The 26582-nt window shown below is 51.3% G+C and carries 22 protein-coding genes and 1 pseudogene; 13 read left to right on the top strand and 10 right to left on the bottom strand.

Annotated features, from left to right (window positions below):
• Positions 1 to 165: 165 nt before the first annotated feature.
• Positions 166 to 993, top strand: coding sequence for a class I SAM-dependent methyltransferase (locus PJI16_00500; protein ID MDT3776039.1), 828 nt, complete (start codon positions 166 to 168; stop codon positions 991 to 993).
• 201 nt (positions 994 to 1194) lie between these two features.
• Positions 1195 to 2190, top strand: a complete 996-nt coding sequence (locus tag PJI16_00495; protein ID MDT3776038.1) for a M28 family peptidase — start codon at positions 1195 to 1197, stop codon at positions 2188 to 2190.
• A 386-nt stretch (positions 2191 to 2576) separates the two neighbouring features.
• Here the strand turns inward: PJI16_00495 and PJI16_00490 are convergent, their stop codons facing one another.
• On the bottom strand, positions 2577 to 4175 hold the full coding sequence (locus PJI16_00490) for an NAD(P)/FAD-dependent oxidoreductase (GenBank protein ID MDT3776037.1): 1599 nt from the start codon (positions 4173 to 4175) through the stop codon (positions 2577 to 2579).
• Positions 4176 to 4380: 205 nt separating this feature from the next.
• Here PJI16_00490 and PJI16_00485 point away from each other — a divergent pair, with 205 nt between their 5' ends.
• The 3 genes from PJI16_00485 to PJI16_00475 all read left to right on the top strand — a co-directional run bounded on the left by PJI16_00485 (position 4381) and on the right by PJI16_00475 (position 8670).
• The gene (locus PJI16_00485) at positions 4381 to 5973 is read left to right on the top strand and encodes a multicopper oxidase family protein (protein MDT3776036.1); all 1593 of its coding nucleotides are present in this window, start codon (positions 4381 to 4383) and stop codon (positions 5971 to 5973) included.
• A 529-nt stretch (positions 5974 to 6502) separates the two neighbouring features.
• Positions 6503 to 7276, top strand: coding sequence for a class I SAM-dependent methyltransferase (locus PJI16_00480; GenBank protein ID MDT3776035.1), 774 nt, complete (start codon positions 6503 to 6505; stop codon positions 7274 to 7276).
• Between the two features lie 233 nt (positions 7277 to 7509).
• Positions 7510 to 8670: an IS30 family transposase gene (locus tag PJI16_00475; protein MDT3776034.1), complete on the top strand. Its 1161-nt coding sequence runs from the start codon at positions 7510 to 7512 to the stop codon at positions 8668 to 8670.
• A gap of 262 nt (positions 8671 to 8932) precedes the next feature.
• Here PJI16_00475 and PJI16_00470 read toward each other — a convergent pair whose 3' ends face one another.
• The 4 genes from PJI16_00470 to PJI16_00455 all read right to left on the bottom strand — a co-directional run bounded on the left by PJI16_00470 (position 8933) and on the right by PJI16_00455 (position 12460).
• Positions 8933 to 9883, bottom strand: a complete 951-nt coding sequence (locus PJI16_00470; GenBank protein ID MDT3776033.1) for an alpha/beta hydrolase — start codon at positions 9881 to 9883, stop codon at positions 8933 to 8935.
• A gap of 92 nt (positions 9884 to 9975) precedes the next feature.
• Complete coding sequence (locus tag PJI16_00465) at positions 9976 to 10428, bottom strand: VOC family protein (protein ID MDT3776032.1); 453 nt, start codon at positions 10426 to 10428, stop codon at positions 9976 to 9978.
• A gap of 284 nt (positions 10429 to 10712) precedes the next feature.
• Complete coding sequence (locus PJI16_00460) at positions 10713 to 11228, bottom strand: HEPN family nuclease (protein MDT3776031.1); 516 nt, start codon at positions 11226 to 11228, stop codon at positions 10713 to 10715.
• A gap of 365 nt (positions 11229 to 11593) precedes the next feature.
• Positions 11594 to 12460, bottom strand: a complete 867-nt coding sequence (locus tag PJI16_00455; GenBank protein ID MDT3776030.1) for an MliC family protein — start codon at positions 12458 to 12460, stop codon at positions 11594 to 11596.
• Between the two features lie 259 nt (positions 12461 to 12719).
• Between PJI16_00455 and PJI16_00450 the strand changes: the two genes are divergently transcribed.
• On the top strand, positions 12720 to 13613 hold the full coding sequence (locus tag PJI16_00450; protein MDT3776029.1) for a universal stress protein: 894 nt from the start codon (positions 12720 to 12722) through the stop codon (positions 13611 to 13613).
• Positions 13614 to 13756: 143 nt separating this feature from the next.
• Here PJI16_00450 and PJI16_00445 read toward each other — a convergent pair.
• Positions 13757 to 13918 (bottom strand): annotated as a pseudogene (locus PJI16_00445) (hypothetical protein).
• A gap of 133 nt (positions 13919 to 14051) precedes the next feature.
• On the opposite strand from PJI16_00445, the gene PJI16_00440 reads away from it, so the two are divergent.
• Positions 14052 to 14894: a lipase family protein gene (locus PJI16_00440; GenBank protein ID MDT3776028.1), complete on the top strand. Its 843-nt coding sequence runs from the start codon at positions 14052 to 14054 to the stop codon at positions 14892 to 14894.
• Between the two features lie 134 nt (positions 14895 to 15028).
• The gene (locus PJI16_00435) at positions 15029 to 16291 is read left to right on the top strand and encodes an MFS transporter (protein MDT3776027.1); all 1263 of its coding nucleotides are present in this window, start codon (positions 15029 to 15031) and stop codon (positions 16289 to 16291) included.
• Between the two features lie 27 nt (positions 16292 to 16318).
• Here PJI16_00435 and PJI16_00430 read toward each other — a convergent pair whose 3' ends face one another.
• Positions 16319 to 17416, bottom strand: a complete 1098-nt coding sequence (locus PJI16_00430; GenBank protein MDT3776026.1) for an SMP-30/gluconolactonase/LRE family protein — start codon at positions 17414 to 17416, stop codon at positions 16319 to 16321.
• 316 nt (positions 17417 to 17732) lie between these two features.
• On the opposite strand from PJI16_00430, the gene PJI16_00425 reads away from it, so the two are divergent.
• Positions 17733 to 19256, top strand: coding sequence for an amidase (locus PJI16_00425; GenBank protein MDT3776025.1), 1524 nt, complete (start codon positions 17733 to 17735; stop codon positions 19254 to 19256).
• Positions 19257 to 19614: 358 nt separating this feature from the next.
• Here PJI16_00425 and PJI16_00420 read toward each other — a convergent pair whose 3' ends face one another.
• Positions 19615 to 20688 (bottom strand): gamma-glutamyl-gamma-aminobutyrate hydrolase family protein, encoded by a 1074-nt coding sequence (locus tag PJI16_00420; protein ID MDT3776024.1) that lies wholly within the window; start codon positions 20686 to 20688, stop codon positions 19615 to 19617.
• A 468-nt stretch (positions 20689 to 21156) separates the two neighbouring features.
• On the opposite strand from PJI16_00420, the gene PJI16_00415 reads away from it, so the two are divergent.
• Entirely contained in the window at positions 21157 to 22014 is an 858-nt protein-coding gene (locus PJI16_00415; protein MDT3776023.1) for a DUF2236 domain-containing protein, read from the top strand.
• Between the two features lie 171 nt (positions 22015 to 22185).
• On the opposite strand, the gene PJI16_00410 is transcribed toward PJI16_00415, so the two are convergent.
• Entirely contained in the window at positions 22186 to 22515 is a 330-nt protein-coding gene (locus PJI16_00410) for a rhodanese-like domain-containing protein (GenBank protein MDT3776022.1), read from the bottom strand.
• A gap of 398 nt (positions 22516 to 22913) precedes the next feature.
• On the opposite strand from PJI16_00410, the gene PJI16_00405 reads away from it, so the two are divergent.
• Positions 22914 to 23600: a 4'-phosphopantetheinyl transferase superfamily protein gene (locus PJI16_00405; protein ID MDT3776021.1), complete on the top strand. Its 687-nt coding sequence runs from the start codon at positions 22914 to 22916 to the stop codon at positions 23598 to 23600.
• On the opposite strand, the gene PJI16_00400 is transcribed toward PJI16_00405, so the two are convergent.
• Positions 23597 to 24727 carry a hypothetical protein gene (locus PJI16_00400; GenBank protein ID MDT3776020.1) on the bottom strand — a complete coding sequence of 377 codons (1131 nt, stop codon included), beginning with the start codon at positions 24725 to 24727 and terminating at the stop codon, positions 23597 to 23599. The genes PJI16_00405 and PJI16_00400 overlap by 4 nt on opposite strands.
• A 582-nt stretch (positions 24728 to 25309) precedes the next feature.
• Here PJI16_00400 and PJI16_00395 point away from each other — a divergent pair.
• Positions 25310 to 25795, top strand: coding sequence for a hypothetical protein (locus tag PJI16_00395; GenBank protein MDT3776019.1), 486 nt, complete (start codon positions 25310 to 25312; stop codon positions 25793 to 25795).
• 292 nt (positions 25796 to 26087) lie between these two features.
• Positions 26088 to 26480, top strand: coding sequence for a response regulator (locus tag PJI16_00390; GenBank protein ID MDT3776018.1), 393 nt, complete (start codon positions 26088 to 26090; stop codon positions 26478 to 26480).
• The last annotated feature ends 102 nt before the right edge of the window (positions 26481 to 26582 follow it).

The following is a 26582-nucleotide window of genomic DNA, read 5'->3' as shown; positions in this document are numbered from 1 at the left end:
TTAAATCTCTGCTCTTCCAAATGGGAAAATGGAAAGATTCCATTGCGGCCCTTAAAAAATCTGTTCTGCACAATAGGCCATCAAGGATTTGTGGATATGCAGGCACACTCGTCCAGACCGTCCCCAACATGTTAGGGTTTCCGAGGTGTTTAACTCCGATAACTCATGATGCCTAATCCTTCTCATTCGTCCTCGCTGAAGACCCCGCCGGCATGGCTCTGTGAACTGCCGAAAAAAGACCCCTGGTCGAGACCGTTTGCCGAAAGCCTCTTGACCCATCTGAACCTCTTTGAAGGCGCCACAATACTGGATGTGGCCTGTGGGGATGGGATTCCTGCTTTTTATCTCGCTCATCATGTTGGACCAGGTGGCCGAGTCGTCGGAATTGATGCCAATCACGCCCAACTCATTCGCGCCCGCGCCGTTCAGGGACCGTATTTCCCCTGGCTGAAATTTGGGCATGGGGATGTCCGAACGTTGCCACCCGAACTCGGCCAATTTGATCGCATCACGGGCAACCTTTCATTCATGTTTTTTCGGCCTCACCGCCTGGAAGCCCTTCAGCAATTGGCTCGTTTTCTCAAGCCTGGAGGGCAATTGGTTCTCACCTTCCCCTCCCTTGGAACCTTTGATTCTTTATGGAAACGCGTGGACCGGGAAATGACCCAACAAGGGCTCACAAAAGAGCGAGAGAAATTTGCGGACTATCTCGCCGAACGGCCTTCTGCGTTGGATGCCAGAACATGGCTGGAAACCTGCGGGTTGATCAACATTGACGTGACCGAATATCCCCTGGAAGTGCAGACCGGTCCAGGCCAAGAGTTTCTGTATCACCCGTTGCTCCGTGGGGGATTTTTGGATGATGTCTATGAATGCTTCGCCGATCAAACATTGGCAGACCAATTCATGTATACGATTTCCCTCGACACACAAAGCTTCGTGCCGCTCTTCGCACAACGCTGTGTCATGGCTGGTTGGTTGCCCGAAAAGTAATGGAATCTTAAATAACGATGGATGATTTCCAATATGTCATCCCCAGCCGAAAGCGAAGCATCTGTGCCTAATGGCGATCCCATTGCTATTTCATCACATAAGCCTATCCTACTGAAGAATGCCAAATAACACCGCACCTCTGTGGGCGAATTCACATGCAGGAATGGATCGACCCTGATTCTGAGAGGTCGGAGAAGAAAGATGAACACCTCACGGTGGGTCGTCATGGCGGGAACGTTGTTCGTTGTGTGTGCAGGAGGATGGTACGGAATGATTTGGATGCCGGGGAGTAGTTATCAAGGAGCCTTGCCATTAGCGACCGACGAAACACGTGACCTGGAGCAAAAACTCCACACCCATGTCCACATGCTGAGCATTCAAATAGGAGAACGCAATCTCTTTCACTACGACAAACTCCTGCTTGCAGCCGAATATATTCGCGATGAATTCAAAGCAGCCGGATATGATGTCCTCGACCAAAAATTCGACGTTTCCGGAAACATCTGTGAAAACATCGAAGCGGAAGTACCCGGCACGGATCGACGTGAAGACATCCTGGTCATTGGCGCGCATTATGATTCGGTCAAGGGGAGTCCCGGCGCGAATGATAACGGGACCGGAATCGCAGCAATGTTGGTCCTAGCCCGGCAGTTCGCCCAATCCCCTGTTTCTCGCACCCTCAGGTTTGTAGCCTTCTCCAACGAGGAACCCCCCTTCTTTCAAACCACAAGTATGGGGAGCCGCGTATATGCCCAACGCAGTCGCCAGCAGAATGAACGCATTATCCTCATGCTCAGCCTTGAAACAATTGGCTACTATTCTGAGGCACCGAACAGCCAAAGATACCCACCACCGCTCAGTCTCATTTACCCATCAAAGGGAAATTTCATCGGTTTTGTGAGTAACATTGGGAACAGGGATTGGGTGCAGAAGGCGGTAGGATTCTTTCGGCAGCACACCCAATTTCCCTCAGAAGGGGCCGCGTTACCTGAATTGTTGCCCGGAGTGGGCTGGTCGGATCATTGGGCATTCTGGCAGGAAGGATTCCCTGCCCTTATGGTCACGGATACCGCTCTATTTCGAGATCCGAATTACCACACCTCGAACGATACCCCTGATCACATTCACTTCGGCCACCTCGCACGTGTGGTCACGGGACTGCAACATGTCATCAGGGATATGGCCAACCAACCATGACAAAAGGTATGGGGAGAAACTGACCTCTCATTTATCCTCTCGTTTCACCCTTACGTCAGTCACCTTTTCAAATTGTACCACTACACAAAATTCCTCATCACTGTTCGACTTGCTCTGCGGAAATATTTAGACGCTCTTGAGCCAGGTGGTTCTATCATTGTCAGCGAACTGATGATGGACGACGATAAGACAGGGCCACTCGCGGCTGCCATGATGTCACTGTGCATGTTAATCAATACGAAAAGCAGGAACTATACCTGGAGTGAGTACACGGCCTGGTTGAAGGAAGTGGGATTCACAGACGTCCGCCGTATTCCAATTCGTTCTCCCGGAGCCAATGGCCTCTTGCTCGGTAGAAAGCCCGAGAACGGATGAGAGTCTAGGAATTAATGCGTGGCGAGGGTTTTTGCAAAATCGAGATTGAGATCCTGGTAGATAATTTGTGCGGCATTTCGTCCCGGCGCCATGGTCACGCCCGCCCCCGGATGGCTGCCGGACCCGCACAAATAAACGTTGCGAACCGGAGACCGATAATGTCCCAACTCAGGTATCGGACGCATGGAGCCCATCTGATAGGGCACGAAGGCGCCATGCGTAATCGTCCCTTGAGGGGCACTCGGCATCAACTCCTCGAGATCCTTGGGACTATGGACAACTCTTTTCAAAATTTTGTTTCGAAGATCGGGGATATAATCCCTCGTTAACCTATCGATGACATAATCCGCAAAGGGTTCTTTAGCTTCGTTCCAAGTTCTCCCCCTAATCTTGCCGGTGGCATCGTCCTTCAGGGCATATGGAACAGGTTGCACGACGAGTTTCATTAAACCCCTGCCGGAAGGCACGCGCGTGGAGTCTCCGGCAGAGTCGTTACACACAAGACAAAATGGCTCTGCTGGTAAACGACCACCACGAACTTCATGGAAAAGACGAGAAAAGTAATCCAGGGACGCCGGGGTGGGATGGACATAGACAGATTGCCCGGCCAGCGGTCCCGCTTTGTACTCGACAGGGCTATCAAGCGCAAGGTAGACGACCATAACCGATTCCCCCAACTCATACTGCCGCATCTTCTTGGCAAGGTTCGTCCCTACCCGGTCTTCGCCGAGCAGGTGGAGAACGAGTTGTTGAGGATCAACATTTGAAGCGACCAGTGTGCCAACCTCCACCTCTTCCCCTCCAGCAAGCCGTACGGCAATCGCCTTCCCATTCTCCACGATGATGTCATTGACTCGGGCTTCCGTTTTTATTTCTCCCCCGTGTGCTTCCAGGAAACCAGCAAGTGTCAGGGGTAAATTACGCATACCCCCTTTCACCACGTTGTTTCCAAAGTGCTGAATCACCATCGTGAAGAGCCATGCCATACTCGCGCCGCCCACATCATCCGGAGAAGTCCCCACATGCAAATCCCAGGACCCGAATAGAGCCTTTGTTTCATCCACCTCGAACATCTCGTTACACCATGACCGGAAGGTTTGCAGTTGAAAGCGGTATTCGTCCAGGCCACCCGGTAAATTCTGCAATGTGGATGCTTGATCCGCAAAAGAAGGTGGTGGAGTATTGAATGAGGCGGCAATCTGGTCCTTCACCGTGAGAAATCGTTCGAATAGCGCACGCCACGTGGCAGAGTCCATTTTTGAAAATTGAGCGATACTCTGACACGTCTCATCGACATTCCGGCGGACAGAGATCGAGCGACCGTTCGGGAAGACGTGGGAAAAGCAAGGATCGGAATAGATCAGCTCGAAACCGTATCGGGCTAACTGCAGCTCATGGAGCGCCGGGGAAAAGCTTCCAACCTGAACGCAGAACGCATGTGTGTCTGACTGAAAACCGGGTAGGATGAGCTCTTCCGTGTTGGTCATGCCACCGATTGAATGATACTGTTCCAGCACAAGAACCTTGAGTCCGGCTTTCGCCAGATAGCAGGCGCATGTCAGTCCGTTATGACCACTTCCAATCACAATCGCGTCATATTTGGCTGGCATAATTTTTCTCCACAAACTCTCAGATATTTGCCAATATCTCTTTATTGAAAATCCACAAGGCGATAGTATACAAAGCGATGCCCCGCGGATCCACCAGACTCGCCTCGAAGTCGTCAATGGACCATAGAAGAAGTACCGCTGTTCCGTTTTTTTCTAGATATCATGTATGTGAAATCCTGATTACCTATTGAAAAGGAGGAACGCAATGACCGAGGACCATAGGGCATTATCACACGAAAAAAACTCCTCAGAGGAATCTCCCTTAACTCGACGTCAGTTGTTACGGGCAGCAGTCGGTGTGGGTGGTGGACTTCTGGCATCCGGTCTTGCTGCATGTGCTGAAGGGCCTCAGAGACTGTCCGATGCAGGATCGAACGGCATGGGGCTAGCCACTTCAACCCCTGTGATAGATGAAGCAGGGCTCACCGCAAATTCGTCAGGCATTGCACACTTTACACAGCCGGAAGTGCGTCGATCGAAGCACGGGCTCCTTAATACCCAATTGCGTGTGGCCTTTGCCAACAACACACTCAACGGAGAACCTCTCCCACCGAATCGATCCTATGAGGGTGGGCTCACTGGTCCGACTTTTCGAATCAAAGCCGGAGATCGCATGAAAGTCTACTTGTTCAACCAACTCCCTCAGGAACAAGGAGAATGCGGCCCACCCAACACCGAGAATTGCCCGAACACCACCAATTTACACACGCATGGGCTTCATATCTCACCGACGGGCAATAGTGACAATGTCCTGCTTGAAATTCCTCCCGGAAACGATCTTCAATTCCAGTTTGATATTCCTGACCATCATCATGCCGGAACCTTCTGGTATCACGCGCACCGGCATGGATCGACGGCATCTCAATTGCGAGAAGGCATGGCCGGCGCGTTGATTATTGAAGGCGATATTGATCAAGTGCCGGAAATCCAGGTGGCTCGCGATCAAGTGTTTCTTTTTCAGCAGCTCAGGATTCCGTTCGACAAGCCCGAAAACCAGTTGCCAACCACAATCAATGGATTATTGGAACCGGTGCTAACCCTTCAGCCGGGCGAGGTTCAACGTTGGCGATTGATCCATGCCGGCATCGATGAATTGCTCACAATCGAACTTGTGAATGAAGAAGGCATTCCTCAGGATCTCCATGTCATTGCCATTGATGGGATTACCCTAGGAAAGATCGATACGAGTAAGGAGGTTTTTCTGGCCCCCGGCAATCGCGCCGACGTGTTGATCAAAGCGGGGCCCAAAGGCATATACAGATTGAAAAAAAAGATGGAAGAAGTCGGGCTGGACGGAAATCCAGAATCCGAGCAACTCTTGGCGAACATTCAGGTAATGGGCCCACGAATCAACATGAGTCTCCCCAGCAACCGCGAGCTTCGGCCTTTGGCTCCATTTCGCCCGATTACAGACCAAGAACTCACTGACCCGCCTAAGCAGCCGGAATTGGTATTTGACATCGCCAACGGTCAGTTCATGATTGACGGGCAAGAGTTCGACCATACTCGTGTGGATCGGACCATGACACTCAATGGGGTCCAGGAGTGGACGTTATCCTCGAAGAACGGAAGCCATCCGTTTCACATTCACGTCAATCCTTTCCAAGTGATCAAAATCAACGGGAAACCAGTGGACCCGGTCTGGCGCGACACCATCCTTGTCAGAAGCAATCCCCCTGTGACGGTGACCATGCGAACCCGGTACGAGGTGTTTACCGGCAAGTATGTCTTGCATTGCCACAATCTGGTCCATGAGGATCGAGGCATGATGCAATTAATCGAAATTTTGTCCTCATGAATGGCAGAGGCATTTCTCTTTGTCTAAAAAGAAAACAATATCACCAATTTTTTTCAGGACGGCGCAGACATTCCTCCACCACATTCATTGCGCAAACCAAAACGATGGGAATGAACCACCCTATTTCATAAGGGAAAAAAGCCTATGAACTGAACAACAGGTAAAGCACAGGTGACGGAACAAATCTTGGAACTTAATCCAGACCCGGTCGGTGAAAAACCCGTGTGACCCGGATGACTGCCAGCAGGTTGACCCTCTTCCCGCTCTCATCGATTGTGGACGCGCTCAACCAGTACCCGAAAAAGGGTTATGCACGTTCCTTATGAACCCCACCTTATCCAGCGTGCACCCATACAGCTCAAGGATATACCTTTTTACCTGAAATGGGTGACGGATTATTATTCCTTTCAGACGCAACAGCTTGGAGTGTTGCCATGACACATCGAAGAAGAGACGAGAGAATTGGCATGGCGGAAACCAATGCGGTAAAAGGGGGAAAGTCGGATCACTGGCGCGACGAAGAGGGTTCGTGCAGACATCAACGACGGAGGCGCATATGACGACGGACTACAATCAGATTGCCAATCAATACAAGAAAGCGAAAGAGCAACCGTGGTGGACCAGGAGCGTGCTGTATTCAATGATGAACTTGATCGGGGATCTTGCCGATAAATCGGTGGTCGATGTGGCTTGCGGGGAAGGATGGCTGACACGAGAGCTCCGCAAGGCCGGTGCGTCTGAGGTGGTCGGCGTCGACATTTCTGAAGAAATGATCGAGCTGGCTCGCCGGCAGGAGGCCTATGAACCGCTCGGCATTGAATATCGTGTAGAGGACGCACGAGCGCCAACCTCGGCACAAAAGTTTGATATCTCAACTTCCACTTGCTTACTCGTCTATGCGTACAATCATGAGGAACTGAGTATGATGTGTGGCGGGCTGGCGCGGTGCATCAAATCCGGCGGACGATACGTGACCTTAATCGTCAATCCGGATTTGTACTCAATGCAGGCCAACCCGCCGGACTACCGAAAATATGGTTTCCAGGCCCGGTTGCCTGAATCAGCGTATGAAGGTGCCCCGCTCGTCTGGACAATTTACTTAGACGACTCAACGATTGAGATCGAGAACTATTATATGCCGATGGGGGCTCATGAGTCGGCGCTTTACGAAGCGGGGTTTCGCGACGTCACGTTCCATAACCTGACCATTGCCCCTGATCCACAAGCGGGTGAAGAGGGAAACTATTGGGAGGATATCCTCAGGTATCCGCCAGCTATTATGATCGACGGAATTAAGACATAAAGGAACTTCACCCTGTTCCTTGCCTTTCGATTCCCTCCAATGTCGAGTTTGAGTAACAGTTCACAGCTTTCCAACGCAAGGAACGCCTAAAACGCACGATGTAGGGCGTCTACTCCGACCTGTGGTTAGGAGGCATATCCATATGATTCGGTCTCGTATGTCTACTGTTGATTGCGGTTTCAACCGGTCGCTGCAACATCTAATCTCTAATAATAGAGAGGAGGATGTTGAAAATGAAGCGGCGCCCAAGGATTTATTACACAGAAGAACAAAAGGCCTTAATGTGGGATCGCTGGAAGAAAGGTGAATCTCTGGAGTCGATTGCGCGGTTATTTGATCGGCATCATCCGTCGATTGAACGTATCCTTCGAGAGCATGGGGGGATACGCCCGCCAGAGCGTCGACGATCATCATGCGCACTAACCCTGGCGGAGCGGGAGGAAATATCACGCGGCATAGCTACAGGTTGCTCCATTCGTTCCATCGCAGCCTCCCTGAATCGTGCGCCTTCGACCATCAGTCGGGAAATCAAACGCAACCATGGGCAAGGCGGTTACCGGGCAAGTCAGGCTGATCAGGCGGCCTGGGCTCGGGCCCATCGCCCCAAAACCTGTAAACTAGTAGAGAACCGTGCACTGGCTCGAATCGTAGCCAGGAAGCTACAATTGGAGTGGTCACCCGAGCAGATTGCCGGTTGGCTTAAGCACACCTATCCGGACGATGAACGTTACCAGGTGTCCCACGAGACGATCTATAGGAGCCTATTCATCCAGGCACGTGGTGCCTTGAAGAAAGAGTTGATGCAGCATTTGAGGCGCACACGAATGATGCGTCGTTCACGCCACCACACACAAAAAACGGAGGAGCACGGCCGGATTACCGACACCGTATCGATCCGTGAGCGGCCTGCCTCTGCGGCAGACCGAGCCTTACCGGGACACTGGGAGGGTGATCTGCTATTCGGTAGTCATAACAGCCAGATGGCGACGCTGGTCGAACGTCATACACGCTACCTGATGCTGGTCAAAGTCGACAGCAAAGACACCGAGACGGTGATCAATGCCTTGATCAAGCAAGCGCATAAGTTACCTCGGGAGCTTTACAAGTCACTCACCTGGGACCGAGGCAAAGAGATGGCCGACCATAAACGCTTCACGCTGGCGACCGACATAAAGGTATACTTTTGTGATCCACACAATCCCTGGCAGCGAGGGTCCAACGAAAATACCAATGGTCTGTTAAGGCAATACTTCCCGAAAGGAATGGATCTGTCGAGAGTTCCACAAGCCAAGCTAAACGCCGTTGCACGGCGTCTCAACGAACGACCAAGAAAAACGTTAAACTTTGAAACACCTGCTGAACGATTTAACCCATGTGTTGCAGCGACCGGTTGAAACCGCAATCCAAAGTAACATCGAATAAACCGGGATCAAGTATCCGTTTTGGGGTTTTTCAATGGATCCCCCGATGCCGTTCAAGTACCTTAGAACTTGAACCGTTGGTCCAGCACAAAAAATTGTATCGTGCCGGCCATTGATCGTTTGTCGGCGGAACAACCCTTCATGCGTTCTAAAACTCTCCTCCCATTTCGGCAAATCTTCGACCTGGACTGTGGCGACGATCCTGGGCACGGCGTTCCTATTGTAGTTATCTACGTTATGAGGCCCTACCCATGGCGCGCTTGAACGCTTCGACACCTTCCCTTATGGCGAGCGTGGAAATATCGGACTGCGCCAGAAAGTCAAAGCCGTGGACCGTGCCCGGGTAGTGGTGGAGTTCCACCGGGACGCCGGCTGCCATCAACCTCATCGCGTAGAGGATGCCTTCGTCACGCAGAGGGTCATGCTCACAGGTCATTACGTAAGCGGGCGGCAGGCCGGAGAGGTTATCCGCCCGCGCCGGTGCCGCATACGGAGACACCTCATCGCGGTCACGCCCGATATAGTGGTCCCACATGCGGAGATTGTTCCAATAATCCCAGATGTACAGGTCGGTTCCGGCCTTCATGGAGTCTGTCTCAGAACGGTCGTCAACCACCGGGTAGAATAGCATCTGATAAGCAATTTTCGGCCCGCCGCGATCTCGGGCCATTAGCGCAACAGCCGCAGACAGATTACCTCCTGCACTACCGCCTCCGATTGCGATACGGTTGGGATCAACCTGGAGTTCCTCTGCGTTGGCGGCGACCCATCTCAAAGCGGCATAGCAGTCTTCCACCCCTGCAGGGAAGGGATGCTCTGGAGCGAGTCGGTAATCAACGCCTACTGAGACGGCTCCTCCATCGGCCGTCATCGCGAGGCAACGCGGATGTTCACTCTCCAAATCGCCCATAATGAACGCCCCTCCATGGAAGTTGACGAAGGCCGGTCCCGCCTCGGTGCGATCCTTAGGAACGTAGAGGCGGATCGGCAGGGGTGGTGCACCCTTGGGACCTGGAATCGTCTTTTCGACTTCTTCAATTTGGTCGTGCCTGGGGCGTCCCGTTGACTTCTGCAATGCCTCACAGAATTCGGCTACGACCTTTCGCGCGCCCAGGACGTCTGTGACATCGACGCGGGGGAACGCCTGTGCCACCTTTTCAATCGTTGGGTCATATACACGCTTCATGTCAATTCCTTCCGAAAAGTCGAGACCGCATATGGATCAAGCTCAGCCGCAGCGACCCTCATGGCGGCCGACCGTCGGCTGCAGCGGCTGGTTCAGCGTTTCCTTCGGCTTTGATTCCATTCCGCCAGTTCCACAGTGATGCCCTCCGGTCCGGAAAGAAAGACCAGCTTGCGGTCATGGAAGTCCATGACCTCGTTCCGGAGTTGAACGCCGTGGGCTTGAAGTTTTGCCACCTCGGCCTCCAGATCGTCCACGGCAAAACAGACGTGGTTGAATCCCAGTTTGGTGAGATTGCGAATAGCCGGGTCCGGGAGAGGATCCGGGGAACGATAGTTGAGTAGTTGCACCTCCGTTCGTGGTGAGACATTGGGGAGCACGAGCGTGATGTGTTCAGCCTCGATACCGTCCACTCCCATATAGTTCGAGAACTGCGGGCCTGCGATCACGACGGACTTGTCTTCCTTGAACCCCAACAGGCCGAAAAACTGCTTGGCCTTCTCGACATTTCTGACCACAATGGTGACGTGGTCGAAGTGTTTGATCATGGCTCCTCCTCCTGTCACTGGTCGTCACTCAGCCCATCTTCCCCAAACGGTCATCAAGCACTAGAGAGAACCTCCCTCTGCCCTCAGCATCTGCCAAGTGCTCCTGTACCATGGCAGCCGAACGTTGGGGTTGAGCTGCAGTGAGATTGCGGACTGTCAGCTACCCATCCAGCTATGTTTCATGTCCCTGTTGCCACCTGCGGCTGGCTGGACATTCCAAATGAGCCGCGCACGTCCTAGAGCCACCGCCCGTCCACTCCATTTCCGTGTTAGCCCGCGCACTACTAGCCGATGACTTCGTCAACATGCTTTCCGTAAAGATGACAGAACTTCAAGAGATCGGCCGCGGTGATCGATGCCCGCCAATAAACCGGGCTTGTCTTGGACAAGGCATCCTCGACCGTAATCCGAACGTCAGCGGGAAGGGAGCTGTCAGATGAGAAGGCTAGTCTGGCATGAGCTGCGCCGTTCCGGAGGTGATAAATAAGTTCGCCGAGTGTGTGATTTGGGGCGCCACCCAATGTGAAAGTCCATGACGGCCAACCCTTTTCGGCCAAATCGACGAGCCGTTCGCTCAACGTGCACCGGACGTATTTCTTTTCACAAGTGAACACCACGAGCCCGAGAAGAGAATTCACGGTCTGAGTAACAAGATGAATCCCGGACCCGTCGCTGCGACTATGGTCGGCGCGCCAGGCTTGCTCGAGGAATTCTAGGTTCGCCAGAGTGAGCGACGCGAAACGAATCGCATCGTTACGCCCAATCGTTGTAGTATCGAGTATTTCTTCCGGTTCTCCCATGACTGTTTAGTGGGGGCTAACATTGATTTATATATTTCTTCAATCAACGGTAGGAGTTTAGTAATTTGGGATTATAAGAGCAAGAAATCTCGATCGACCAAATCAAACAACAGGCAATTAAGTAGGATGTCCTGACATTTTCGAAATGCATAGTCAAACCGTTTTTAAAAACCGACGATTAAGGGAGGGAGAGTGACGAGAAGAAAAAATGGTTGGTCATAGCAGGAAATGGGGTCGGTGTTGATGCCGCCGTTGACCATGTAGCTGGCGCGGAGACAGTCTGCTCCTGCTATTTACCGACCAAAAACAACGCTGTGGGCAGTTTGAGATATCCCGTGTCGGTGTTTAAGCTGTATGGGCTTGCATTACGATGTCTTTTTGCAATGCATCGACGGCGCACCGAAACCCCAGGTAATTAACGCTTCCCCTTGATGTTCCCAAAAGGTCTCGTTGCGACCGTGGTACTTAGTCCCACTGCCGCTCGGCTGTAAGAACATCAGCGAGACGCTATCCCCGCGTTCGGCAATCAACGTTGGAGGCTGGGTCTGGAAAAACATGGCGACGACCTCATTGGCGGAGGTGTCCCCGCACAGGAAACTGATCGGCCCACTGTGGGGTACCAGCCGATACCTGGCCTGCAGTTCGGCGATGCGGCGTGTGTACTCATCCCGGACACATCCGCGTGTGTCTCCGCTTTTCCAACAGTCGTCGCGCCCTTTGATCCACCCGCGTTGCTCTGTCTTGAGGACAGAAGGATGCTCGTTGCTCGCTTTTTTCGATGCAGAAGCGTAGACATCGGACAGCTTGCGATCGAGCGCAGATAATTCCTCATCCTTGCAAATCATCGCCTCGATGCTACCGCCAATAACATTGATACAAGCGAACGAGGGGCCTTGCGCCTTGGCAGCTCCGCCGGGATTCCCAACACTTTTCGATGACGTGCGGTTCTCCAGAACCATTTGATCGATGTGTCGGCACCAGGCTTCGGTGTCACGACTCGGAACATCCGGCTTGTCCCGAATACCAAGCTTGAACTCGATCACCGACTTCCATTCGTCTGAACCGATGTCCGGGCCATGCCCTTGGCCGTCGCTCGTCGGAACGTTCTCCTCGATGAATTGATACCATGAGTCGGAACAAAGCGTCTTTGCCGCCTTACCCGACGCCAGACCGCCAATGGACTGGGCGATCGCTGCCACAATGAAGAGGACGATTGCTACCCACTTGCTCATGAAAATTGTCCTGTCGCCATCTCATACTAGCGGTCAACCATCGTCTGTTACGTACTCTGGCGTTCGAAGTTTGGCAGGACATCGTGTAGGCATAAGGTGTGCCTCAACGACTTTGAAAAGTTGCTTCATTGTGCCCTCATGTCGTCAATTTGACAATACACGTTGAACCGTTATTATTCTTCAACGATCATTTGAGGAACAATTGTGCCGCTTATGATCGTGGACCGAAGTGTTGCAGGTCTATCGTGAAAGAAGTTTCATGCCCAACCATCGTTTACGACAACCGCTTCTCCGACCTGTGGTTCATTGTTCCGATTTTAGCCCAGGCAGTCATACGGCTTTCGCCCATGCTCTTAAAGCAGCCTTAACTGCCAAAGCAAAGCTTTCGATTTTACACGTCGCCGACGATATGGAGGCGAATTGGACAGAGTTTCCTGGAGTCAGAAATATACTTGAACGATGGGAACTGTTACCGAGGAATAGCCCACGGTCAGCAGTACCGGAATTGGGGATAAATGTTAGAAAGTTAACGATCCAACATAAGGATCCCGTTAAATCCGTCGTGGAGTGGTTAGAACATCACCCAACCGATCTCCTTGTTCTAGCGACTCAACAGGACAACAACCGGGTTTTCTGGATGAGCAGGTCGGTGGCCAAGCCGATTACGAGGAAATCACGCTTGATGACCCTCTTGATACCGAAGGGAATCATAGGTTTTGTGTCTAAGCAAGATGGTGCCGTCTCATTGAAGCATATTGTAATCCCGGTGGCAGCTGATCCTAAACCCCAACCTGCGATCCAGGCAGCCGCCCGTCTTGTGCAACAACTCAATTGCCCGTCCGGTCGGTTCACCGTCCTCCACGTCGGCGAGAACGGCCAAATGCCGACCGTACGATTTCCGTCAGTACCAGGGTGGAGTTGGACCAAGGTCACAGAAGACGGCGACATTTCAAAGATTATTCTGAAGACCGTCAAGGACCATAAAGCAGATCTCTTAATCATGACAACGGCAGGGCGTCGCGGATTCTTGGATGCGTTGCGGGGCAGTCAGACGGAACAAGTTCTTAGAAAAGCATCCTGCCCGGTCTTGACGATTCCGGCTGGAGGATGGATGGCCTCTTTACTGGAGACCGAAACGGATGGAGACACTTAGCCCAAACTTATTTTCAGTTGATTCTTTAAATACCGCGTAACGAGCTGCGCCTAACAGCCCTGTTGGTATTGTCAGCATACCCCACTTTTTGGTGGTGTCGGTTTATTCGCATCATGGTCACTCAATTCCTCATCTCCTGTCAGCTACCGCACAATTTCGTCAACCGTTTGCTTGCGAGTCGTCTTCTTCAGATCCACGTGATGATAGGGCTTTTCCGGATGGTGGACCTCCATGGCGATCTTCAACGAACCACCCGCCGACAGCCCATAGGTAAAGATGATGGTGGCATCTGGATCAATCACATTGGCTTGAGTCCGGGGTCAATACCCAGGGGAAGTCATCTCGGTTACAGGTTTTCGACCCGCCCCGAGCCAATCCCCCTAGGTCTCGCCCTTTTTCTTCTTTACCGTCCGGTGCCGCCAGTCTGATTGGTGATGGATGGTAGGAGCAGTCCTGTCGAGCAAACCCATGTATTTCCCACCGGCCCCATTCGATTTAGCCGAGGCGGTGGAATGTTCCGATCTGGTGGATATGGCCTATGGTATGTACTACCAATGGGTACAGCAGGGTAAACCCCACACGCCAAATGATTTACGTTGGCAACTTCCTCATAACTCGCCGTATCGCTTCGGCGAACCGATCTGGGGCAATTCCGAGGTACTTGTGTTTTGGGATTTGGAACCCTTTGCCTTGGTCGCCCAGCGGGACGACAAGGCTTATGCCATTTTCCGCGGGACGGAAACCCTGGAGGATTGGTACAAGGATGCGGAAGTCAAACAAGTTCCTTATGAGCTGCCACATATTTCCAATGTTGGTCTCGTGCATGAAGGATTCTTTGACCTGTATAAATCCCTTCGTCTCCCCCTCTTATCGCAACTCAATGCGCTGCAAGGCATTCGCACGTTGTACATCACCGGCCACAGTCTGGGTGCAGCCTTGGCCATGGTATCTACACCGGACTTAATGGCCAACGCGTTGACGCAACATACTCCAAACGTCTTCCAATACAATTTAGCGGGTCCCCGTGCTTGCGATCCAAAGTTGGCCACCTTTCTTAATACCGGTCATGCTCAAATTTATCGGATTGTGAATAGTTGCGATCTGGTGCCGGAAGTGCCCCCGTCAGTATACCTTGGTTTTACGGAAAAGGTCCTGTATGAACATGTGGGCTACCCTGTGACCTTCACCGCGCAATACGGGGATGTCCCCGGTAACCATGCTCATCACACCAGTTACAATTACGCGTTAAAAAATCCCCAACAACCTCAAGGCACTGTATAAACCAGTCATGGAAGGGTAGGGCCCTTGCATCAACACCAAAACCAGAAAGTCGACATGGCTGCTCATACAAAACGATTTAGAGCGAATGAATAGCTCATGCGAGGTTCGCGTGGGAGTGAAGGGATTTCAAGTCATTGGAGAGTGAAGCGCCATCTTCGTCCCGGCAACGCATTATCCTAGCCGGGCTCATCGGCAACGTGATGGAGTGGTATGACTTTGCCGTGTACGGCTATTTTGCCACCATCATTGGACGCCAATTTTTTCCGTCCGATAATCCAGCCGTTTCATTGATCACGGCCTTCGGTGCGTTCGCCGCAGGCTTTTTGGTTCGGCCCTTGGGAGGTTTGTTGTTTGGCCGGATCGGTGACTTAATTGGACGCACCCGCGCGCTGACGCTTTCAGTCATCACCATGGCTGTTCCCACAGTGTTGATTGGTCTTTTACCTACTCACGCGGAAATCGGATTGGCGGCCCCTGTTTTGCTGGTCGCTTTTCGAATGATTCAGGGATTATCGGTGGGCGGGGAGTACACGAGTTCCTTGGTCTTTTTGGTAGAAAATTCTCCGCACAATCGAAGAGCCTTCAGTGCCATTTGGGGTGTCTGGGGGGCAGGAGCCGGGATCCTTTTAGGCTCCGGTGTCGGGGCACTCCTGACGAATGGGCTTGATGAGGCACAAGTAGTCAGTTGGGGTTGGCGTCTTCCATTTATCCTGGGTGCGCTGGTAGCCGGCACTGGATATTTTGTCCGGCGTAATATCCACACTGAAAGGCCTGTCGGTGAAACGACAAGCCCGGTCCTCGATTCCTTTGGGAAACACCGCTCATCAGTCATGAAGGTCGCACTCCTTAATGTTGGGTATGGCATTTCTTTTTACGCGGCTTTTGTCTATGCCGTCACCTACATCAAGGAAATCGATCATTTGCCTGAGGGCGTGGCCTTTAATCTGAACACGTTAAGCATGGCCCTGTTGTTATTGTTCCTTCCGATGGGCGCCTGGCTATCGGATAAAATCGGGCGTAAGCCTGTATTGATCGCTGCCGGTACGCTGATGACCTTCGGAGCCATTCCGCTTTTCCTTTTGATCCACACGACTCATCCGATAACTATTCTCCTTGGGGAATTGGGGTTCGCGTTGATCATCGGAATGTTAGCCGGAGGGATTGTCGCCGCCAATGTGGAATTGATTCCGGGTCCCGTCCGATGCACCGGCCTCGCGTTTGCGTATAACCTTTCGATCGGCGTGTTTGGCGGCACTACGCCGCTGATGGCCGCCTGGCTGATTGCAGCTTCAGGCAATCCGATCATGCCGGCGTATTGGATCGCCATGGGTGGAGCGGTCACCTTGCTGACATCAATCTTCCTTATTCGCGAAACGGCGTTCATCGAACTTGACTGATTTGAGCGTGGCCCACGACTTTCTCCGTTATCGGCCTGTCGACATGGCATATGTAAGGATGGCGTTGCCCAGGCCTGTAAAGTAGACGGTGTCGAAATTAGGAGAAAAGAACAGCCCCGTGAGAAAATTCGGTAATGGGTTGAAAGCCTCCGGCGTCAACACTTCATTACGAGGCTGACCAAGATGACTACGCTTGGTCCATTCCTTCAAAAAGTCAGAGTGGCTTGTCGACGTCGCCTGAAAGACCGTGTGCACCGCGCGACAAGTATTATCGACTACCATGACTTTATTCCCTACAAATGAAGCGATCCATAGATTGTTGTCACTGTCGACGGCTAGATTGTCCGATACATACACGTTCTGGTAGACCTCGCTCTCCGAGACCGAGCCGCTCTCAACATTTACACGGAAACGAAGCACGCGATCCATCATCGATTCCGACACATACATATACTTCTCTGTCTTGTCGAACGTGATTCCGTTGGCGAAGTAAAGATTGTTGGCAACTTCTTCGGCTTTCTCAGCAAACCCCTCCCCCGACCCCGGCAATTTAAAAACAGCTCCCGTCGGGACAGGTAAGTTTACGCTGGCCCAGAGATCTTCTTTCCCACGGGCTTCTATATTGTTGGTCGACTGAGTAAACCAGATCGTCCCGTTGCGGTCTCGATACACACTGTTGACCCCATACGGGTGATCATAAATAAGCCGCGTCTCTTCGGTTTGAGTATTTACTCTGTAAATTTTTCCTGAATAAATATCCCCTACAAGCAGATGACGGGTGTCATGCTCCAGAAACACAGCTTGAACGCCTCCGGCAGGGTCCGGGGGAGTATGAACGTATCCCACCTCGCTGAACCGACCAAAAGGGCGATGGGAATTGTTTGGCTCAATAAGGTAGAGACCGAATCTTTCATCCGCCACGACCAGGCGACCATCAGGTAAGGCTTTCCCATCTTCAGGTCGGGCTAACGGTCTATCTTGAGGAAAAATATGCGATTGATCGAATGTCCATCGTGGAAAACCAGGGGATTGGCATAGAGAGGATGCTTGAACTTCCTCAACCATACAAACACTCATGACTAACACAACCAATATGAAACGAGAGATCGTGTGAGGATACATCATTCGTCCTTTCTTAAAGCTGTCCCAGGCTATTTGGAGTGAGTCTGTGATCACCTGAATAAACCCAAGCCGCTTGGTTGACCAAAATCAAGAGAAGAGTAAGAGGGAAAAAGGGAGAAGAGTCAAAATTTCACCTTGCCGTTGTAACTATTCTACCGGAATAATTTCGGGAGATTCGACATTATGGAGAGGGTTTCGAGTAGGTATGGATCCCACGGATGGCTTGGCTTTTTTGTTCTATATAGTTATCGTCGGACCGGCTGCCTAACAATTTGAAAATGAGGGGTCACAAACAAACGCCATGAGAGAGGTAACCCGGATGAAAATTGGTCAAGTGCCGTACCGTCTCTTAGTCAATACCGTAGGCTTGATTTGCATCCTTTTCATTCCGTCGAATCCATGGGCCTTCGAACTGGAAGAGGCGACCATCACCGACCTGCAAGAAGGGATGCGGATGGGAACGTACACTTCGCGATCAATTGTCGAAATGTATTTGAAACGGGTAGAAGAAATCGACAAAAGGGGTCCGGCGATTCGATCATATCTGGAGGTCAATCCTGATGCGTTGGCCATCGCGGATCAACTGGATCAAGAACGTCGTGACGAACAGATTCGTGGTCCATTACACGGAATTCCCGTTCTGTTGAAGGATAGTATTGATACGGCGGACAAACTGAGTACCACGGGCGGTTCCTATGCGTTGGAAGGCATTCCTGTGCCCAGGGATTCTTTTGTGGCCAAACAACTCCGGAAAGCCGGAGCCGTGGTTATCGGCAAAGCCAATATGTCGGAGTGGGGTTACATGCGGTCCACTCGCGCCAGCAGCGGATGGAGCGCCCGGGGAGGTCAAACCAAGAATCCCTATATCTTGACACGGAATCCTTGCGGGTCCAGTTCGGGATCCGGGGCAGCCGTGGCCGCAAACTTAGTAGCTGTGGCCATCGGGGCCGAAGTGGATGGGTCGATTGTCTGTCCGGCATCAGCCAATTCCATCGTGGGTATCAAGCCTACGGTGGGCCTTGTGAGCCGCGCCGGCATGATTCCTGCTGCACCGACCCAGGATACGGCAGGTCCCCTGACTCGAACGGTGGCTGATGCAGCCATTGTGCTCGGCGCGTTGACAGGGATAGATCCCCGTGACCCCCGTACTGAAGAGTCTCGTGGAAAATCCTATTCGGACTATACCCAATTTCTGGACCCCAAGGGATTACATGGAGCACGTATCGGGATTGCCAGAAATTATTTTGGGTATCACGAAAAGGTTGACGCGCTCATCAATAGGTCCATCGAGGTCATGAAACAACAGGGTGCTCTTATTATTGATCCCGCGAATGTGGAAACGGCAGGACAATTCGGTAACTCCGAATTGACCGTGTTGCTCTATGAATTTAAGACCTCTCTTGAAAAATATCTCCGCACACGTTCCTCTACCGGGCCTCAAACGATCAAGGATCTTATGGCCTTCAATGAGAACCACCGAAGCCTCGAGATGCCGTACTTTGAACAGGAAATTTTTGAGATGGCTGACAAGACAGGTCCGTTAACAGAAAAAACCTATTTGGATGCCTTGGATCGAAACCGTCGGCTTGCCGCCACGGAAGGGATTGATGCCACCATAAAGAAATATGAGCTGGACGCCATCGTGGCTCCCACCTACGGGCCGGTTATGCCGATTGACCTCATTCTAGGCGATCATCTCGTTCCACCTTGGAAGAGCCAAGAGTGGACTCCCTCCGCTCCGGCTGTGGCCGGTTATCCGCATATCTCGGTTCCCGCCGGATATATCTTGGGGTTCCGGTCGGCATTTCCTTTATTGGGGGGGCCTACAGCGAACCAACCCTGATTAAAATAGCCTATGCGTTTGAAGAGGCCACCAAATATCGCAAACCACCCCAGTTTCTTGCACAAGATTTGGCCCGGTGACTGTCTAAAATGATGGGAGGTTCTAAAAAGGATCAGTCGGGACACAAAAAAATCTGATTTTGTGCTCCCCTCTGGTCGCGTGACACGCAGAGCAAAAATATTGTGAGAAGCTGATGTTGCGTCAAATGTAACCGAACAACCAACGGTGCTATGGACCAGCACCACAATTCATCGAAGCCTTCCCCTTTGAGACAGCACCAGATTACGTGTTGGAAAATCGTGATGGTATCTACAACAAATCCTTCAGTTGCCACAATCCACTCGCACGGTGCCCTCGATCACTCTGCTAATTTTTTACTCAGTGAACAAGACCTCGCGTCCGTTGGACAAAAGACGTAGACCTGCTCGTAGATCCAGTCGCCCTTACCCGTGTAGATGATCGGGGCGGAGTAGATCAGTTCGTCGCGTCGGGCTTCGGGAAAGATGTGCCCTGACTTTCTCGCTTCACTAAGGAAAAACCGGGCCGTGGCTTCGGAAACCAGTATGGCGTTCGGCGAATGGGGGATGTTTGAATAGTCAGCGTTCTGGCTCCATTCGAAATTGTTCTTCTCCGGATGCCACTGCGTGCCGTAGAATGGATAATCTCGTGCCTCCATGGTGCTCACAAACACCTGACCCGCAGGCGCTTCATTAAACGACAGCATGTCAAAAAACGAATACAGCGATGGGTTCGACCGGTATTCGCTGACCAGCAGCCCGTGGTCGTGGGAGTTGAAGGTCAGCCTCTGGGTTCGAATCGCCCTTAGGAGCTTTGGGGGAAACGACGTAAAGAGCCTGCTCTGTCTCGCATCACGAGTGAACCGCAGGGACAGGGCCAGATTCGTCGCCACCACATTGAGGTTGATCACATTGCCGTTGCCCGTCTCCAACACCGAAAGCTCTTCGAACCCCAGACATGTCCCCCATATCGGATAGTAGTCGCCACGATCATTCGCCTCCTTGGCTAAGTTCCAAAGGATTTCCCCCTCCTCCGTATAAATGTCTGACGGATCGATCCCCTGATTCCCACCAGGGAAAAGAATCCCGTTCGTCTTTTCGAAGATTTCATCGTAGTACCTCTCTGGCTGATTCAGGAGAATAGGCAGCACCCGTCCACCTGCCTGTCCAACCCATTTCACGTAACTGGCGGGAATCATATACCGATACCGGGAGAGCTCCGCTTTCACTGCGGGGTCGATTGTGCTCGATCCGGTGATCGTCTCAGTCTCTTGACTGAAAACACCAATTACGGGACGGAGATTCCGTTCATCGTGGGAATAGAAGTCGACCTCTGCACGGGCAACAGCGCCGGACAAGGCCATGACAGACAGAAGCGCGGCCAGAAGAACCATGATGTTGCGATATGCTGACATATGATGATCTCCTCGTTAAAAATTTTTAGGCTACCTTAATATATACAATGGACTGTGCAGTTTTCCCGTCTCTCAAACGGTATGGTTCAACGAACCCGGGACAGGGTCGTATTTCGATCTGCCATCACAACCATAAAGTTCCGGTAATGACTATGACCGGAATGCATGACGGATCCTCCTGCTGTGCCAATTTGCTTTAGAGATTGCCCTGGTTTCCCACGGTTTAAAAAGAGGAACAGCCCCGCAGTTATTCTAACCAAAAATGAGAAATTTTCGAATCACAAGCAAAGCCCTCGCCAGCAGTTCCCCAAGTTCTTGCTGAGGGAGAATCCTCCCTGATATGGCATTATCCAAAAACGAGTCCTAATGAGAGTCCTGAAAACCCTTTCCAAGTCACACTTCTTATATTGATCCGTTAAGAAGTTTATGGTGGGATATGACCGGATGTAAGAAAAGTGAGAGATTGTGATGATGGCGCGAGACCGCATACTCAAGGAAATCCAAACGCTCGATCCACAAAAGGATCATGAACGTATTGTCTTTTTGTCCACCTGTTACGATTTTTCCTTCGACACGACCCGCGCTCTGGAATTGGCCTTGTTTCGCACCTTTTGTGTTCCGAGTATTTCCAGGCTGCTGGATCGGACCGGAGAATTCCGGCAACGAACTCAAAAACGCTATGACGACACCGACATTCTGATCAGCGAATTATTGGAATGGGGATACAGCAGCGAGCGAGGCCTGCGGGCCATCCAACGCATAAACAAGCTACACGGACGATTCTCGATAAACAACGAAGACTTTCTCTATGTTCTGTCCACGTTTCTCTTCGAACCCATTCGGTGGAACCGTCGGTTCGGCTGGCGAATCATGTGCGAGCAGGAACGTCTCGGCCTGTTTTACTTCTGGCAAGCCGTCGGACAACGCATGCACATCCAGGAAATTCCAGAGGATTACCAGACCTTTGAGCGTTTTAATGTAGAGTATGAACGCCACCACTTTCAGTACGCGTTATCAAATTACCGTACAGGCATGGCGACCGTGAATATGTTTTCAGGATGGTTCCCAAAAGTGTTGGCACCTTCTGTCCAGTCCGCTATCTATTCCCTTTTGGAGCCGCCCCTACTTAAGGCGTTTGGCTTTCCTCAACCGTCTACATTTATGCGATGGGCGGTACCCTCACTTCTGAAGCTTCGAGCTAATGCGTTGCGGTGGCTTCCCCCTCGACGGCATCCCCGGCTCCGGACCGAGATGAGCCATCCCTCACATCCTCACGGCTATGTGATCGAGAAACTAGGTCCCCCAGAGGAAACAAAAGGAAAATGAGGGTAGGGAAGGTAGGCTGGCTATCTCTTATCCACGTAAAACAGGACCACGCAAAGGCGAAAAAATAGCAGTTCTTCTCATAGACCTATTTATCCACAAATTGGAGATTCAATCATGAACATAGAGTCCTGCGAGAGGGTTAACTATAAGGTGGAGGCGGCGGCTTAGTACTTACTTATTCGATTTATCGGCGCGGTTTTCCATGGGCATACCTCGCTGTTTCCAGCCTGACATGTGCCCGTCCAGATACCCAATATTCTTATACCCCATCGTCCAGAGGGCAAATTTGCCTATCCACGCTCTCGGGCCATGCTCGCAATATACGACAATCGGGTCCTTCGGTGTGCCATTCGCCTCCTTATGACGGCTCCACATGGCGTAAAAAGGCAGATGCACAGCGCCGGGCACATGCCCGGCATCGTATTCACTTTGCGAGCGGACATCCACGATCACTGGCGCCCTGCCTATTTCGATTGAGGCTAACAGTTGCTCGGGGGTCATATCAGACAGGCCTTTCTCCGAACATGAGACAAGAAAAGTAAACACGACGAAACCGAAGAACCAATGTAATGTAGTTGTGGCACCCCGGGATTTTAAATAAAACATATGATCCGAGCTGTCATCTGGGAAAGCCTTTCAGGTGTGGTCAGTGGTTGCCCTCTCGAGAACTCTGCAAGGATACCTGGTTCCTACCCTCATATTCTTGCAGAAGTCGGCAGTATAGGAAAGTTGATGAAAAATAGGAACGTGGAACACACCGGTCATCGACTCTTTATAGAAGGCTCAAAGGGTTTCAGCCAAGCCGCCCTTCCGATACAATCCCTCTGAAATCAATGCTGCCTTCCACCCACTGGGCTTGCCCCTCCTCTCCTGACATTTTTAGGAGCCTGTCGCCAGGCGTGGTCCATGTGTGGCGAGTTCATCTGGATATGTCACCCCGGCAGGCTGCTCTTTACCGTGCCGACCTATCTGAGGAAGAACGGGCACGGGCAGAACGGTATCGGCTTCCTCACCACCAATACCAATTTATTTCAACCAGAGGCATACTTCGAAATTTGATCGGTCACTATGTGGGAATTCCCCCCAGTACTCTCGGACTTGGGAACAACTTACAAGGGAAACCCTCTCTGACTGAACCATCCCATCCGTCATTACAATTCAATGTCTCTCATACGAGTGGAATGGCATTGCTGGCCTTCACGGTTGAACATGCTGTGGGGATTGATGTGGAAGAGGTCGACCGGAATGTCAGCGATCAGGATATCGCCACAAGGTATTTTTCTCCACGGGAGGCGGCGTACCTTGCCACCTTTTCACCTGACAAGCGGACGCAAGAGTTTTTGGCCTACTGGACCTGCAAGGAAGCGTATCTCAAAATGCAGGGAATTGGATTATCGGGTGGAATGGCTCAATGTGAGATTGCACTCGACCAGGACGGATGGAAAGCTACTGTGCTGTCAACACATAAACCCGATCGGAGGAACGACTGTTCACTCTTTCGCATCAATGCAGGCCAGGCCCACATCGGAGCACTAGCCGTGGCATGCCCTTCGGTTGAAGTATTGTTTTGGGATTGGAAGGATTAACGCGTCGTTTCTCCCTTGAAGCGAACAGGTTCGTTCCCTTGTAAATGGTCCGGGGTGAGCCAATAATCCCCTTTAAGACTGGCGTCCCAAACTGATTGAGCCGCCCGTTCATTCCCTGCGGTCACCAGATAAACAAACCCTCCAAATATCCCACCCACGCCGGCATAGACCACTTTGACCGGCGTATACAAAATCGACAAGGCTCCACTCGCGACTTGAAGTCCCAAGGACGAATCGTCTGAGTTCCCTGAATTTTCGGCATCCGCCGGCTGATCCACGGCTGGCTCAGCAGACGGCTCCAAATCTGCCGGTTCTGGCTGAGTTGTCATAGGTGTATCAGAAGATGGCTCAACCGATACCGGTGTCTCAACAGACACGGGAGACATTTCCTCAGAAACCGGGTCTGCAATGACCGGAGTCTGCTCTGGAGAAGTCGCGCTTGATTCCACCGGCTCTGACTGGGCCACAGTGGCTGATCCAGGCGACTCTGAATATACCTTCGCCGACTGAGTTGTGGTGGGTGAACTGGAAGAATCAGCCGATACCGGCGCTACCTGAAGTGCCGGAGGCTCGGTGGTATCCTCTGATTTCACCTCTTGTGGCGAGGAAGGCTGGACCGCTGATTTCTGCCAAGCCTGTTCAAGGGCAACGATGGTCAAATCTTGTATCACTTGATCGGATACCACCAGTGGGTCAGAATTCCAGGCCTTGGCTCCGAACATGACCTCTCCGGTTTTCGCATCGATCCCTTGAATGTCTACGGTAGCCGCGTTGAGGTTTTGAGACTCGCCATTCATGGAATCTACCGTGGAATTTAACAACGAAGTTTCATCGACCTGGGCAAAGACCCATAAAGTCGCCCCAACCATACGATCGACTGCTAAAAATTGGGTTTGCCGTTCGGTGTCATTTTGACGGGAAAATTTCTGAGCGGTCATGTTCGGATCCACCCGCCGATCGACCACCAGTAGTTGATGGTCGTTTAACCAATGAAAGGCCTGATTGACGGCAGCCGCATGATTTCCCCTCAACACCACCCTGGCTCCCGGATTAGGACGAGTCACTTGAAACCCTTCTTTTTTATAGGCTTCATTCCCGACGGGACCACCAACACATCCCAACATCATTCCAAAAGCTCCAAGCAGACCGATCAGGTTTCTATAGTGACGACAACCTAAACCCGACATAGCAATGTTCCCTTCGTTATCATTTCTTTTGTAAAAATACGCATGTGTAGGCCAGATAAGAATTTTTTCCTGAACCCCGTTCAAAAAAGGTCCGGACCAGATTTACTTTCCAAATAGTCACATTAGAATAAGGAAAGAAATTGGAGATACCTTCCATATGGTGGGGGAAAATTTACAAATGAAAATCTTATGTAAAATTAGAAGATCCCTCAAGCAGCTGGGTATTCAGGGGATCAATCGATTACAGTTCTCATACGGTAACGCCGAAGCAAGCTACAGAGAACGGAAGCTCCTAAAATACCACAAATGGTGCCTTCACGGAGTAAATTCCCTGACTTTTTCTCCTTAATCTTACAAAACAGGTCAAATAAAACAAGGCCAACCCATTTCTCACATTGTCTTTCCATCGTATCAAAAGTGGCTGGAATTGCTTGAGCCCCCGCTTCCCTAGTATGCTAGTGAATTGCCTGATTCGGCCGTAAGGCCTGCAGGAACGATATACTCTCACTTCCTAAAATTGTGATGGCTTTACGAATTCTGTCATTTTTCATCGAAGGCGTCACCTGGCGAGTGGCGAAAACCCCCACGGGCTATTGCCACCGTGGCCTTTCAACCATTCCCGAGTGGATCCCTGGTATTCCCTCTGGCGTATCCCCGGATATTGTCGAAAACACCTTTCAGCAATTTCCCTCTGATGATGACTCCCTCCAGCCCCACAACATCACATTTAAATTGACCTATCGTGTCGGGTCTTCAAACATCGAATGCTTTATCTTTTCCTCACCTGACGGGGATCTCTTTTCTGTCAAGATTCCTCCTGTGACTTTCATCGCTCTTCAAGAAGCGCTCCCCTCTCAGACAATCCCACGCATGAGAGTCGCCCGTTTAGCTGTCCAGCAGGCGATTGCGTCCGGGATACCTGGGATAGAACTTCTGCCAGGAAGTAAAATTTATGAATCAGTCAAATCGCAATTGTCCGGATCCTGCCTTCAAAAAACCCAAGTGTAACTCTCCCGCTTTTTAGCCAATTATTTCAACTTATCCCATCCACCAAAATTGTGGACAATCCTGTGCGTAAGTTATTGATTATTTGTGATGCAGCATCATTCACTACACCTTCATCATTTTGCCGAATATTTAATCATTGTGTAGTTGATAAAAATCTACACAAGATATATGGTGAGGGTATTCCCCAAGTCACATTACGTATGCAAAAATAGAATAAACTTTCCCAAAACAACCGGCCGACTTGTCCCGAGAAAAAGTTGAATGTTCTTATGGTGTTTCAGAGGAACACATCGTGGTGAACAAACGGTCTCCCTCTCTCAAAAAACATGTGCTGATTGTGGATGATGAACCTGCTGTCCGCCGAACTGTGCGGGGGGCATTAGAATCCTCGGGAATTGAATGCGCTGAGTCGGAAAACGGCGCGGCTGCACTCGCATGGTTGGAAGAAAACCATGTAGATCTCGTCCTTGCTGACTATCACATGCCTATTATGAGTGGACTGACTCTGTTGGAACGAGTCAACCGGACCTTGAACGGCAGAACCCCTCGGGTAATCCTGCTCAGCGGAGTCATTGACGAAATACACAAGCACAAAGCCATGGGACTTGGCGCCTATGCGATTATTGACAAGCCCTGTAATTTCCGTGAGCTTGTCGAAAAAGTAAACGAGGCTCTCGATTTCTGATTTCCTCCCTCCTCACTGATTCATCCCATATTGGGTATATCTCGTAAAGTCCGGACATCTCATGCGTAAGCCTGCCAATAGGGTAATCCCCCACTATAGGGC

Origin of the sequence: Nitrospira sp. MA-1 (assembly GCA_032139905.1) — a bacterium.
Classification (GTDB): domain Bacteria; phylum Nitrospirota; class Nitrospiria; order Nitrospirales; family UBA8639; genus Nitrospira_E.
The sequence above is the reverse complement of the archived record's forward strand: the minus strand, read 5'-3'. Positions and strand labels throughout refer to the sequence as shown.

Bases quoted from the DNA above. Each gene is read 5' to 3' on its own strand.
- PJI16_00490 (MDT3776037.1), bottom strand. From the start codon at position 4,175: ATGCCAGCCAAATATGACGCGATTGTGATTGGAAGTGGTCATAACGGA.
- PJI16_00440 (MDT3776028.1), top strand. From the start codon at position 14,052: ATGGTAGGAGCAGTCCTGTCGAGCAAACCCATGTATTTCCCACCGGCC.
- PJI16_00415 (MDT3776023.1), top strand. From the start codon at position 21,157: ATGATGGCGCGAGACCGCATACTCAAGGAAATCCAAACGCTCGATCCA.
- PJI16_00430 (MDT3776026.1), bottom strand. From the start codon at position 17,416: ATGATGTATCCTCACACGATCTCTCGTTTCATATTGGTTGTGTTAGTC.
- PJI16_00425 (MDT3776025.1), top strand. From the start codon at position 17,733: ATGAAAATTGGTCAAGTGCCGTACCGTCTCTTAGTCAATACCGTAGGC.
- PJI16_00420 (MDT3776024.1), bottom strand. From the start codon at position 20,688: ATGTCAGCATATCGCAACATCATGGTTCTTCTGGCCGCGCTTCTGTCT.
- PJI16_00450 (MDT3776029.1), top strand. From the start codon at position 12,720: ATGCCCAACCATCGTTTACGACAACCGCTTCTCCGACCTGTGGTTCAT.
- PJI16_00395 (MDT3776019.1), top strand. From the start codon at position 25,310: ATGGCTTTACGAATTCTGTCATTTTTCATCGAAGGCGTCACCTGGCGA.
- PJI16_00470 (MDT3776033.1), bottom strand. From the start codon at position 9,883: ATGAAGCGTGTATATGACCCAACGATTGAAAAGGTGGCACAGGCGTTC.
- PJI16_00455 (MDT3776030.1), bottom strand. From the start codon at position 12,460: ATGAGCAAGTGGGTAGCAATCGTCCTCTTCATTGTGGCAGCGATCGCC.
- PJI16_00465 (MDT3776032.1), bottom strand. From the start codon at position 10,428: ATGATCAAACACTTCGACCACGTCACCATTGTGGTCAGAAATGTCGAG.
- PJI16_00410 (MDT3776022.1), bottom strand. From the start codon at position 22,515: ATGACCCCCGAGCAACTGTTAGCCTCAATCGAAATAGGCAGGGCGCCA.
- PJI16_00495 (MDT3776038.1), top strand. From the start codon at position 1,195: ATGAACACCTCACGGTGGGTCGTCATGGCGGGAACGTTGTTCGTTGTG.
- PJI16_00500 (MDT3776039.1), top strand. From the start codon at position 166: ATGATGCCTAATCCTTCTCATTCGTCCTCGCTGAAGACCCCGCCGGCA.
- PJI16_00400 (MDT3776020.1), bottom strand. From the start codon at position 24,727: ATGATGTTGGGATGTGTTGGTGGTCCCGTCGGGAATGAAGCCTATAAA.
- PJI16_00475 (MDT3776034.1), top strand. From the start codon at position 7,510: ATGAAGCGGCGCCCAAGGATTTATTACACAGAAGAACAAAAGGCCTTA.
- PJI16_00485 (MDT3776036.1), top strand. From the start codon at position 4,381: ATGACCGAGGACCATAGGGCATTATCACACGAAAAAAACTCCTCAGAG.
- PJI16_00460 (MDT3776031.1), bottom strand. From the start codon at position 11,228: ATGGGAGAACCGGAAGAAATACTCGATACTACAACGATTGGGCGTAAC.